Source organism: Ktedonobacter robiniae (assembly GCF_016587375.1).
Lineage (GTDB): Bacteria > Chloroflexota > Ktedonobacteria > Ktedonobacterales > Ktedonobacteraceae > Ktedonobacter > Ktedonobacter robiniae.
In genome coordinates, this window is sequence record NZ_BNJG01000001.1 from 229,376 (window position 1) to 241,323 (window position 11,948).

Here is an 11,948-nt window from a genome sequence, read left to right on the forward strand (position 1 = left end):
AACCACCCGGCTGGAGGATGTCGATCTACCTGCCTATCCTCTATACTTCCAGCAGTCGCTTGAGAAAAGCGCAAGCGAGTAGCGAACAAGAATGGAAGGAAGAGCGTATATGAATCAGGATAACCGATTTAACGAGCGAGCAACTGGAAGAGATGAACGCATCAGACAACATTCCCCATTTGGTATTGTGCGAGGTCCGCTCTATGGTCATATGGGAGTCAGGGCAGATGTGTTCATGCCACAGGTTCACCAATTGGGAGCACGCCTGGTCAGGCTCTTTCTTTTCTGGAACCAGATAGAACCTGAGCGAGGGCGCTTCGTCTGGGATGCCGTTGATGCCTTGCTGGAGCAACTAGGGCCGTCCGATGATGCGTGGATCACGCTCCAATCTAGTTCATCGTGGGCCACGCGGCATGCCACCAATTTTCAGCCACCCTCCCCGGCGCGTCATCCAGAGGAGTATGATCATTTTGTGCGTACGCTGGTCTCACACTGCAAGGGGCGGGTCCGTTACTGGCAATGCGAAAATGAGCCGACGAACCCTCTGCTCTGGGAAGGAACAGCGCAAGACTATGTGAACCACCTCAAGGTCTTCTCACGTGCCGTCAAAGAGGTTGATCCAGAGGCCATGGTGATCCTTGCCGGCGCCGTTGACGCATTTTACCCATCCGCTGACGCTCAGCATCCTGATCTGCAAGCGGAGCAAGACTTCTTTGATTACCTACTACGGGAAAGTGCTAGCGACTTCGATGTTTTCGATCTCCATCTCTATGGCGACCTCGATGCCATCACGGCAAACATCAATGCGGTCAGGCAGAAAATGGCCGCCCTGGGATATCAGAAGCCGATCTTCTGCGGTGAATACAATGGCCCGAGTTTCTTCAATTTTGTGGAGAATCTGCCCATTCTGCAAAACATTTTCACGAAGATGATGGAAACCCCACAGGGCGAGACCCTGGCACAGGCCACGCAACGAGATGCTATTGCTGAGCTGTATGAGCAGAGGGAGATGTTGCCACCACAGGCACAGATGTTCATGCAAGGTTGTTCCCCCGAACTGGAACAGAAACGCCATCGTATCAACTGCCGTGAAATCGTCACGCGTTGCATGCTTGCACTTTCAGCGGGCGTCCAGAAAATGCTCTGCTGGAATCTGGCCAATGAGAACGTTGATCGCGCGAACCTGATGCACCTGCTCTTTGACAAGCATAAGCTGTTCGACTATGAGGATGGAATGTTCAAGCAGCCCTATCCAGCGGCAGAGACATATCGCAGAATGACGGATGCGCTTCACGACGTTGAGCACATTCAACGAATCACTATTCCCGAGCACCCAACTCTCTTCCTGTTTGAAGTCCAGCGGCGGGAGCGAAGTCCCCTGTTTGTCGTCTGGGAGCGGCGCGATACATTCTCAGGCGAAGATGAACCCTCCACGCCCTTTACATGGGCATGGTCTGCGCCACAGGCTCAAGCTATTGATGTGTTTGGACAGGAAATACCAACAGAGGTGCGTGACGGTCAGGTGTATCTCCTCGTCTCACTCACACCTGTGTTTCTCACACAATAGCCACAAGTATACCTCAAAAGGAATATTCCCTTTGGGGACTTACCAAGAGAAAGGGGAGACCTTCTTAGACGAGCAGGAACGTCAAGGGGCCGAGAAACGGTTGGTCCGTCAACTGAGCCGTTTGGGGTATCACGTTGAGCTTCAGCCACTAGCTCAGGTGGGATAATCTCTTACTGAGCCGCTGGAGGGACTTTTCAGAAGAGATACGCAACGAGTTAAGCTCAAGGAAAAAGCCCACGGGATACGCAACTCACCCGCTTAAAATTGATCAAGCATAAAGTGTAGCCGCGCCAATTTTAATATGCTCCGCTTATGCGTCATGAACTTGACCGCGGCTACCTTACGTCTCTGAAAGGATCTTCAGTCTGGTCCATTTGGCTTCTTTTGCTTCTCTTCTTACATTCTCAGCAAAGGTGTGTGCTTAGAGCGTCGAATCGAGCATATAAACCTCAGGTGGTTTGGTTTCCCACTCCCGAGAAGAGCTATTTTGCCGAGCGCTCTGCAAGATGGGCAGGGCTACCTGGAAAGCCTCCCGAGATTCCCAGATGGAGATGCCCATGAGCGTTCCTTTTTCGGGATCCTTGAAAGGATAGGGAGCCTGAAAAAGATTTCCTGGTTGCTTCTTCATCAGCTCGCCAAATTCGTGCATACTCTGAACCAGCAGCTCTTCCTTTTCAGGTTGCGGATAATGAATGGAATAGAAGATAAACATGGTTGGAAATCTCCTCTCTCGTATCGAGTTCTGCTGCCTGCGGCACCGTCACCCTCCAGTTGTTCTCTTTAAGCGCAATCGTTGAGCTTTATCAATAAGGGTAGGCCCTCCTTATCATTAAAATTGCGTTTGAGCCCTTCATCAGCAAAATACAATAGCTGATGACGGCTTACACGCGCTCCGTGTCACGCTTGATAATATCCCTGGCTCAGCAGTGGGATCACTTGACAAGAGCTGTAAGGGCATCCTGCATCATTTGGCTGAGCAAAGCATAAAGAACACCTCCCGCTGTACCAGTAGTCAAAAGTGCTCCTAAAAAATGCCCAGGGAGGAAATATAGGCACGCAATCCTGGAGTTTTTTGCCATTTCGACCTATTTCCCCCTGTATACAGCTCCAAAATTCTGGTATGGAGCAAATATTGTCCAATCACATAGGGAATCTCGCAAAATACCAGTGTGGCAAAGAGAAGACTTGCCATCAACCATTTCACCTTTTCCCTTGTTCAAGCATCTTCTGCGTGATAACGTGCTGCTTTTCGGGCTGAGAGAACGTAATCGAGGTTGAAGGCTGGCCATAGATGGCAAGTTGGTCAAGGATGCTATCCAGGTGATCGATCGAGGTTGCAGCTACTTTGACTAATACCTGATCATTGCCAGCCATGCGATAGCACTCAAGCACCTCTGGGAGTTCACTGACAGCGGAGGCGATGTTCCGACAGTGAAGTCCCGCCGCTGGCACTAAACGAACCATCGCTACAAGTGGTAAACCGAGCTGAGCGAGGTCTACCTCAGTATGATAGCCCCTAATAATTCCCTGTTCCTCCATCTTACGCATTCGCTCAGCTACGGCGGGCGCAGTGAGTCCCACCCGTTGCCCTAGCTCGCTATAGGAGAGGCGTGCGTTCTGTTGCAACGCTTCAAGCAGTTGCCAGTTTGTCTCATCAAGAGGCTTTTTGGTTTCCAAAGCCATTATTCGCTTTTCCTTTGGTATCTGAAGTTTTCTGGGAATATTACTTTCATTTTTTTCTCCACTTTACCACAAAATGATGCTACACTGGAAACACAGAGCGAGCAGATCAGGAAAGCCATTGTGAGCATTATTTTGCGCATGAGTGCCTTCCTTTTGCTATCCCACTTCTACCTTTTGTTCCTCTCAGAGATGGAAGACGGGTACGTGCGCCTGCTGGATGGGCGTTCGGATGCACAGCAATCGTCACGAGATCTTGTGCATTCCCGATGATAAAAAATAAGGTCAACAGCATGTTATCACCGCATGAAATGAGCCATCGTAAGACAAGAGAAGGAGAAACCAATGAGAGAACAGCACATTCGTTTCTACATAGTTGATGTCTTTGCACAGGAGCCACTGAACGGTAATCCACTCGCGCTGGTGGTGAATGCACAGGACCTGAGTCAGGAAACCATGCAGCGGATCGCGCGCGAATTTAACCAGTCGGAGACCACCTTTCTGCTCCCTCCGATCAGGCAGGAAGCCAATTGGCGTCTACGTTCATTCACCCCAGTAGGAATAGAGGTCGGAGGTGCTGGTCATAATGCGCTTGGGGCCTGGTGGTGGTTGGCCGAAGCAGGACAACTGGAGCTGTCTGGGCCTCAGACCACCTTTCAACAGGAGATAGGGGAACAGGTCCTAGCAGTGGAAGTATTGGCGGAAAAGAGAAGAGAGGGTGCACTGTGGGAACCGACCACCATCGGGATGAGACAGACAGCACCATCATTTGGAGATACCCATAAAAATCCAGTGGAGTTGGCAGCAGCGCTTGGTCTGGAGGTAGCCGATCTGGCTGTAGAGGGTTTACCGGCGCAAGTTGTTTCCACGGGGGCAGCACATCTACTTGTTCCAGTACAGAACCGTGAAGCAATAAGGCGTGCTCAACCAGATGCGAAACGTCTGTATCAACATCTTCACTCAGTTGGTGGTCAAGGCTGCTATCTGTTTAGCCTGGACCCAGTCGATCCGGATGCCGCTGCTCATACACGCTTCTTCAATCCCACGGAGGGGATTGTCGAAGATCCAGCCACGGGAACTGCGGCCGGCCCACTCGCATGCTACCTGGCAAAGTATGGTCAGATCAGCTCTTCGGGAACAGTGACGATTGAGCAGGGATATGAGTTGATGCGGCCAAGCCGTATTGAGATACGCTTGCATGGCGATGAGGTGCGCATCTTTGGCGCTGGCGTGACGGTGGCTGAAGGTGTGCTACGGCTCTAAGCTCTCATGCCACTTGGTACGGTCCAACACCAGTATGATGTACCTATCTGGACCAGCGCTAATAGCTTACGCAAAGCGCTTTCTTAGGAGGGCTTGAGCTATGAAATGGCCAGTGGTAAGCGACTGTGAGATAAGTGAACGTGCTGCATGCAACCTAGCGATGAAGGTGCAATTGAGACACGTTTCAGCTTTTCTTCAGGAACATATTGTACTCTCTTGAGAGAAAGTACTGAAAAAGTGTTTTCCGTAGAAGAGGTGAGTCGTGGGTACGCCTGAAGATGAGCAAACCATAAACGATACTGAAGTCGAAATGACCGATTTGGACCCACCAGGCACAGTTCACAAGGTATTGGGCATACGAGTCATTCAGGGTCAACGTCTTTCATTCCAGACACGCTGGCTCCCGCTCCTGCTGACTATCGTGGGAGGATTTGTCTTTCTTTTTCTCTGGCTTCCGAATATACCTCAAGGGGCCAAAGATACCCATCCAGTGGGAACTCCGGTGGTGGCTCACCCAACGTTTGTGCCAAAGTCTCTCACTCTGCTGGATGGGGTGATCTATATCACAACAGCGGACGAGAATATACACGCGTTGCGCACCAGCGATGGTTCTCTGCTCTGGCGCCACCCAGAGCTCGTTGATGCCTATCCGGTAGCCAGCACCAATGGGGTTGTGTTCCTATTAGAACCACAAAGCGGAATGGTCGATGCGCTGCGAATCAGTGATGGAACCGTGCTCTGGCAAAGGAGAGGGCTTGGCTGGCATGGCGTCGAAAACGGGCTCGTTTATGTAAGCGAAGAGACGACGGTAAAAGCCCTGCGCGCCAGCGATGGCACAGTCATCTGGCAACGGAAAGTCGCCAGGCAAGGACTTTGGGTCGCAAACGGCGTCGTCTATGCGCTACCAGATTTCGGCGGCGTGGGCGCATTCCGCGCTACGGACGGCTCCCCACTCTGGTACCACAAAATCGACGGCCTTATCCTCGGAGTAGACAATCATATGGTTTACCTGGACTTATGGGATCATAGTGTTGCAGCCCTGCGCACCAGCGATGGCTCCTTCCTCTGGAACCAGAAGGCCGTACAAGCAGATACCCTTTCCTCGATCAAAAACGAAGTACTCTATTTCCTGACCCCTGGTGGTGAGTTAGACGCGCTGCGCACCAGTGATGGCTCCTTCCTCTGGCACAAACACCTACCCGCAGTCAACCTTGCGGGCGCGTATGTGTACGCTGACGACCAGGTCGTTGCCCTCTGTTTCCAAAATGGTGCGAGAGACTTTCTGCGCGCCAGTGATGGCTCTTTGCTCTGGCACGCTCCCAATACAGCCAGTGGAAGCGCTTTCGGATTAGAGGCAGACCATGGTCTCACCTACTTTAACACATCAGATGGGGGAGTGGACGCCCGCCGCGTGACTGATGGCATGCTGCTCTGGCACCGTCGCGTCAAAGGGAACGTCATGCTGATAGAAAAGGGCATCATCTACTTCACTACTGATGACAGGAGCATTCATGCCATGCGCGGCAGCGATGGCACGCTGCTCTGGCATCGTGTCTTGAGCATCTCCGGGCTCACCATCAACGAAACCGCCGAGCATGACCAAGCTATCACACGTTGATAGACATGGACTACCAGTTCTTGAGGGATGATCGGTAGTACCCGTGCCGAGGGGCATTTGGCGTTTATTACCATCGCCAATGGATCTATGTGGGAAATAGCGACAGCTATGTGTACACCTTTTGGCAGACATGTAAAGATCGCGGAGATAATCGTACAAAAAGCACAGCCTTACGGTCGCGCTGCGGTGCCATCTGGTGTGCGCGCCAGGGTCCACTGTGGTGGCCCATCTGAACAAGGATAACGCGCGGCCAGTTGCTCATCGATAGCAATACCCAGTCCTGGCCGCTCGTTGGGATACATGTAGCCGTTTCGCACTTCCGGGCACCCTGGAAAGACCTCGCGCACAGTTTCACTGAAGCCGCTCCACTCCTGTACGCCGAAGTTATGGCAACTTAGATCCAGGTGCAGGTTCGCCGCATGCCCAACCGGCGAAGTATCGCCTGGTCCATGCCACGCGGTACGCACGGCAAAGGCTTCACACAAGGTTGCCAATTTCCTGGCCGGTGTTAGTCCACCGACCTGGCTTACATGCACGCGGATGAAATCGATCAGGCGCCGGGTAATCAGTGGCATCCACTCGTGCTGGTTGTTAAACAATTCGCCCATCGCGATGGGCGTGGCGCACTGTTGCCGCAGCATCTCAAGCCAGCCGCCCTGCTCCGGTGGCAGGGGATCTTCAAGAAAGAACAATTCGTATGGCTCTAGCTTCTTCGCCAGGTGTAGGGCCTCAATGGGCGCCAGGCGTTCGTGAATATCATGCAACAATTCTGCCTGGAAGCCAATGTGTGCGCGTATATACTCAAAGAGCGGCGGTATGCTGCGCGCATAAGCGGCCGGGTCATAGTATGTCCCTGGCTGTGCCTCCTCCGGCAACTGGTTGAGCGATGTCTTACCCCCATAGCCTCCCATCTGACAGCGTATGTAGTGATACCCCTGCTCCATCAATGCCTGGACGCGCTCTAGCACTTGCGCCTCGTTTTTCCCATCTGCATGCCGGTAGACCGCTGCGGCTTCGCGGCACTTTCCTCCTAGTAGTTGGTAGATGGGCATACCGGCAAGCTTCCCTTTGATGTCCCACAGGGCAATATCCACACCTGAGATGGCATTGTTGAGCACTGGTCCATTGCGCCAGTAGGAATTAACCCACATCGTTTGCCACAGGTCTTCAATCCTGTGGACATCCTTTCCCAGCAAGAATGGCCTTAGATACTCCTCCACGGCACTTCGCACAGCCAGGGGACGTTGCGTAAAGGTCGCGCAGCCCAGGCCATAGAGTTCCGGCTCAGTGGTCTCGATCTTGACGATCACCAGCCGATTTGCGCCATCTGGCATCGTTAAAATAGTTCGAACATCCCTGATGGCCAACATCATCAATACCCTCCTCGGTCATAATTATTCCGAACGCCTCGACGCCAGATTTCGCTCGGGGAGCTCTCAGAAACATTATGCGCTCTCGGTACCGATCAAGCGGGCAATACCCAGTGCAATTAAGATAATAAGCCCATTGGCCGCATCTATCCAGAAGGTCTGGATTTGCGAAAGAATGAGGATGTTCGTGACCAGCGCCAATAAGATGACACCCGTGAGGGCTCCCACAATACGTCCTCGACCCCCATCCAAGGAGATACCACCGATCACAGCGGCCGCAAAGACCGAGAAAATGAGATTGTTACCCTGGTTGGCGGTTACCGCCACTACCTGCCCCGCTGTCATCAGTCCGGCCAGCGCAGCCAGGAGGCTCCCAACAATAAACACTCCTATGCGGATACGGTCTACCTGGATCCCAGCAGCTCGTGCCGCTTCCGTGTTCCCTCCGATGGCATAGATAGCGCGTCCAATCCGATGATACCTCAGAAAGAGTGCCGAGACCAGGAAGATCGCGCCAGTAATCCACACCGAGACCGGAATCCCTAGAACGTATTCCGACCCCAAATAGATATATGCAGCGGGCAAGCGATAGATGGTGCGTCCACCCACAATACCAACCTGGATACCTGCCAGGAGGATCAGCATGGCCAGGGTAAAGATAAAGGCATTGAATCCCAGCTTGATCACCAGGATACCATTAAGAGTTCCGATCACCAGACCTATGAGCAGAACAATGGCGATCCCAAGCAAGGGAGGCCAGTTGGTACCCAGGCCCTGGCTATCCTTTGAGACAATCAGCCATGCTCCTACCATTGGTGCCAGGCCATACGTTGATTGCAGAGACAAATCAAACTTGCCGGTGAGCAAGATGAGGGTCTCGGCCACCACAACGGCACCTAAAGCCGCCGATTGCTGCGCAACGTTGATGAAGTTATCCGCAGTCAGGAACGCGGGATTGACAAAGGCGCCCACGATCACGATCAAAATAATGATCGGAAGCAGGGCCAGTTCTCGGATCCAGCTGGTAGCCATGGAGCGCCCACGACGCAGAAGCGTCCCATCAGTAGGCTGTTGCAATGGTTTGACCTCGTGTTCGACCATTGACTTTCTCATGACAATTCCTCTCCGTTCGTTTCGGTATACCCTTGTGCGGAGGCCGGCTCAAGCCCCTCAATTGCAGTAATGAGCACATGGCGGTCCCAGGGCGGCTGGTACTCCTTGACCAGTCTCCCTTTGACCATAACTAGCAAGCGTGTGCAGATGCGCAGGTCATCCAGATCGTCAGAGACGAGTAAGACAGCCGTCCCATGCACGCGGGCAGCATCGATTACATTGAGAAGCGCCTCCTTAGCGGCGACATCCACCCCGACCGTAGGCGTCACGACCACCAGGACCTCGGGCTGCCGGGCCAGTGCTCGCCCAACCACTACCTTCTGCTGATTTCCTCCACTCAACTGCCCAACTGGCTGATCGAGGCCGCTAGCGACGATCCCCAGTTGTTTGACCAGGCGTCTGGCAACCGTTTGGCTGCTGGAACGCGAAACGATGCCCCCCTTTGCGACACGATCCAGAATGCATAATGTCAGGTTCTCTTCAACACCAAGATACGGCACGAACCCGCGTGCATGCCGATCCTCAGGCACATAGGCAATCCCCTGTCGCAAGGTAGCGTCTACTCTGCCCGCCTGAATCGGCTTGCCATTGAGCTTAATTTCTCCCGAGGCTGGTTTTCTCAGACCAACGACAGCGTCCGCGACAGTCGTCGTACCAGAACCCTGTAAACCGACCAGGCCAACACACTCCCCCTCTCCCACCGTAAAACTTACATCCTGCACAGGGCCCAGGGTGGCGGGGATATGCAGGTGCGAGATCTCGAGCCGTGGGCGTGGGGAAGCGACGACCTGGCTCGCGACTGCGCTGTTTGTTTCCTGTTGCGGCGCAGCTCCAACCATCGCCTCGACAAGTTGCTCCTGCCCGATCTCCTCAACCTGCCTGTTCAACACACGCACACCGTCGCGCAAGACGGTGACCTGGTCGCACACCTCATAGATCTCCTCCAGGTGGTGCGAGATAAAGAGGATAGCGACGCCGCTCTCCTTAAGGCGACGGATCCTTTCAAAGAGTCGTTCAATCGCGACCTTCTCCAGCGACGCCGTGGGTTCATCAAGAATGAGAAAACGCGTTCCCACCGAAAGGGCACGCGCAATCTCAACGATCTGCCGCTGCTCAACGGTCAGGTCATGCGCGCGACGGTTGATATCCAGATCGAAGCCCCAGTCGAGCATGACCTGCCGTGCCCGTGAACGCATGGTACGCCAGTTGACGATCCCTCGGTACTTGCTGGTCACACGATTAAGAAAAATATTTTCGGCGACGGTCAGGTTGGGAACGACCATCGATTTCTGGTACACACAGGCCACCAGGTGCTGCCAGGCGGCGCGATCCACCAAAGGTGGCGCGACTTCACCTCCGATTCGAACGACGCCGCGGTCGGGGTACGTCATACCGGTAAGGATGGCAACCAGGGTGGATTTCCCGGCCCCGTTACGCCCAACCAATCCGTGGCACTCGCCGGCCCTGACCTCAAGTGAGATATCACGAAGGGCCTGGGTTTCACCAAAGGCTTTCCAGACGCCCTGTGCTACCCCCACAGAGGGCTGGGCGGGGCCCAGCCCTCCATTCACAGCTTCTCTCACGATTCCTCCTATGTCAGGATCTCTCCGCTTTCAGGCTCTTCCCTTAGGAGGTCGACTTCGCATTTCCCCACAGGTTAGGATCGCCCACGTTGGTTTTGTCGACGATGGGCGCCGGAAGTGCGTCCTCAAGGTTGCCTTGCAGGCTAACGATGGTACTCTTATGATCGGTGCTCTGTCCGGCGGAGTAGGTCTTGCCCTCCAGTGCAGCCCGGGCATAGAAGACGGCATATTGCGCGTAGGCATTAGCGGGTTGCGAGATGGTTGCATCAAGCTTGTTGCTGCGAATGAGGGCATGTTCATGCGGCACGCCATCATTGCCAACCAGCACGATATGTGACGATCCCCCCACAGAGGTGAACTTGCCAGCAGCCTGTTCAGCCGCCAGAATACCATCCTCGGGTGCGCCCCACTCCACATAGATGCCTTGCAAATCCGGGTAGGTACTCAGCGCCGTCTTGGCGTCGTTAACAGCGGTCGGCGTATCCCATTTCGTGGCGTACTCAACCGTCTTGAATTGCGGATAGTTCGACTTGATCACCTGGGTGCAGCCATCGGTCCGGTCCTTGCCGTTGAGCGAGGCCAGGTCACCCTCCAGGATCGCGATGTGCCCACCGCTACCAGATGCATGGGTGGCAATATATTTGCAGGAGTTTTGTCCATACAGTACATTATCCGCGCGTACAATCATAAAGACCTTGCCCGTGCTTGGCGCGACATCGACGCTAATCACAGGGATGTGCTTGCTGGCAGCGTAATCGAGCGCGGGAGCAATCGCGGCGCTATCAACCGGGTTGACGATCAGCGCCTGGGCGCCTTCCTGGATAAGGGTGCGAATATCGGTAATCTGTTTGGCGGCGTCATTATTAGCGACCAGGGGTCCAATTAAGGTTGCCTTATACTGAGAGGCGAACTTGGTCTCATAAGAGATATAGTTAGTCCAGAAGTCGGTGTTGTTGAAAGTGAGTGACACACCAAGTTTGAAGCTATCGCCTGGCGCGAGTGTTCCACCTGAGGATGAACCAGCTGTCGTGCTACCTCCGCATCCTGCGAGGGCAAGTGTGGCGAGGATAACGAGTACCCCCAGTGCTCGTAGACGGCTTGCGAACTTCGATGTCATGGTTTTCTCCTCCCGAAATATCAGCTACTATGCTGACATACAAACGCTATACTTCTTCGGAGCCATGTCTAGTATTGGGAAGTCCTGAAGTCAAGGGTTGTACAAGCGCCTCCATTCCTCTGCATGGATGCACTTATTTAGATAAAAGCGGCACTTAATTACTCTCTTCTGTTTTATGTATTACATGCTAGCAGAAACGGCGTTCAAATTCAACCATATTCCCTACCCACGCCCCACCCCCTGAGGGGCCCACGAATTGCGCAACGAGATGATCATAGGTAGCGAGAAAGCAGAAAATGTGCCTCTTCGATGGGAAAGAACGAAACAGTTCCCAACAAGGAGGCACACATGACGAGTATCGCCGCTTCAGCGGTCAGGATCCAACCCTCTAACCAATCGATACCTCGACGCCATGCTGGCTGGGAGGGTCACTCTTATCAAACCATGCCAGAAGACCCCTGTTTTCAAACACTTTGTCCCAGGTCTTTCGATTGGGTTCGTCGCCAGAAAGAGGGCCAGAGCGAAAACCACACATCACGACGGTTTGTGCCGTAAGCAGTTTGAGATTGACCGTCATAGAACATCTCCCTTCCACAACATGTCAGCGAAAACACGCACTTTTCCTTTGCCCGTAATG

11 protein-coding genes are annotated in these 11,948 nt (G+C 53.6%); 4 read left to right on the plus strand and 7 right to left on the minus strand.

The window, feature by feature from the left end:
- Positions 1–109: 109 nt before the first annotated feature.
- Positions 110–1,567 carry a glycoside hydrolase family protein gene (locus JMJ04_RS01020; protein ID WP_201368710.1) on the plus strand — a complete coding sequence of 486 codons (1,458 nt, stop codon included), beginning with the start codon at positions 110–112 and terminating at the stop codon, positions 1,565–1,567.
- A gap of 31 nt (positions 1,568–1,598) precedes the next feature.
- The gene (locus JMJ04_RS47905) at positions 1,599–1,733 is read left to right on the plus strand and encodes a hypothetical protein (protein ID WP_268887319.1); all 135 of its coding nucleotides are present in this window, start codon (positions 1,599–1,601) and stop codon (positions 1,731–1,733) included.
- A 255-nt stretch (positions 1,734–1,988) separates the two neighbouring features.
- On the opposite strand, the gene JMJ04_RS01025 is transcribed toward JMJ04_RS47905, so the two are convergent.
- Together JMJ04_RS01025 and JMJ04_RS01030 are read right to left on the minus strand one after the other, a co-directional pair.
- Positions 1,989–2,279 carry a putative quinol monooxygenase gene (locus JMJ04_RS01025; RefSeq protein ID WP_201368711.1) on the minus strand — a complete coding sequence of 97 codons (291 nt, stop codon included), beginning with the start codon at positions 2,277–2,279 and terminating at the stop codon, positions 1,989–1,991.
- 488 nt (positions 2,280–2,767) lie between these two features.
- Entirely contained in the window at positions 2,768–3,250 is a 483-nt protein-coding gene (locus JMJ04_RS01030; protein WP_201368712.1) for an Lrp/AsnC family transcriptional regulator, read from the minus strand.
- A 342-nt stretch (positions 3,251–3,592) separates the two neighbouring features.
- Here JMJ04_RS01030 and JMJ04_RS01035 point away from each other — a divergent pair, with 342 nt between their 5' ends.
- On the plus strand, positions 3,593–4,510 hold the full coding sequence (locus tag JMJ04_RS01035; protein WP_201368713.1) for a PhzF family phenazine biosynthesis protein: 918 nt from the start codon (positions 3,593–3,595) through the stop codon (positions 4,508–4,510).
- A gap of 262 nt (positions 4,511–4,772) precedes the next feature.
- Complete coding sequence (locus JMJ04_RS01040; RefSeq protein WP_201368714.1) at positions 4,773–6,128, plus strand: PQQ-binding-like beta-propeller repeat protein; 1,356 nt, start codon at positions 4,773–4,775, stop codon at positions 6,126–6,128.
- A 170-nt stretch (positions 6,129–6,298) separates the two neighbouring features.
- Here the strand turns inward: JMJ04_RS01040 and JMJ04_RS01045 are convergent, their stop codons facing one another.
- From JMJ04_RS01045 to JMJ04_RS01065, 5 genes are all read right to left on the minus strand, one after another.
- Entirely contained in the window at positions 6,299–7,504 is a 1,206-nt protein-coding gene (locus JMJ04_RS01045; RefSeq protein ID WP_420799452.1) for an enolase C-terminal domain-like protein, read from the minus strand.
- A 69-nt stretch (positions 7,505–7,573) separates the two neighbouring features.
- On the minus strand, positions 7,574–8,611 hold the full coding sequence (locus JMJ04_RS01050) for an ABC transporter permease (RefSeq protein ID WP_201368715.1): 1,038 nt from the start codon (positions 8,609–8,611) through the stop codon (positions 7,574–7,576).
- On the minus strand, positions 8,608–10,194 hold the full coding sequence (locus JMJ04_RS01055; RefSeq protein WP_201368716.1) for a sugar ABC transporter ATP-binding protein: 1,587 nt from the start codon (positions 10,192–10,194) through the stop codon (positions 8,608–8,610). Before JMJ04_RS01055 ends, JMJ04_RS01050 begins: the two co-directional genes overlap by 4 nt.
- 43 nt (positions 10,195–10,237) lie before the next feature.
- Complete coding sequence (locus tag JMJ04_RS01060) at positions 10,238–11,311, minus strand: sugar ABC transporter substrate-binding protein (RefSeq protein WP_201368717.1); 1,074 nt, start codon at positions 11,309–11,311, stop codon at positions 10,238–10,240.
- 388 nt (positions 11,312–11,699) lie between these two features.
- Complete coding sequence (locus tag JMJ04_RS01065; RefSeq protein WP_201368718.1) at positions 11,700–11,888, minus strand: hypothetical protein; 189 nt, start codon at positions 11,886–11,888, stop codon at positions 11,700–11,702.
- Between the last annotated feature and the right edge of the window lie 60 nt (positions 11,889–11,948).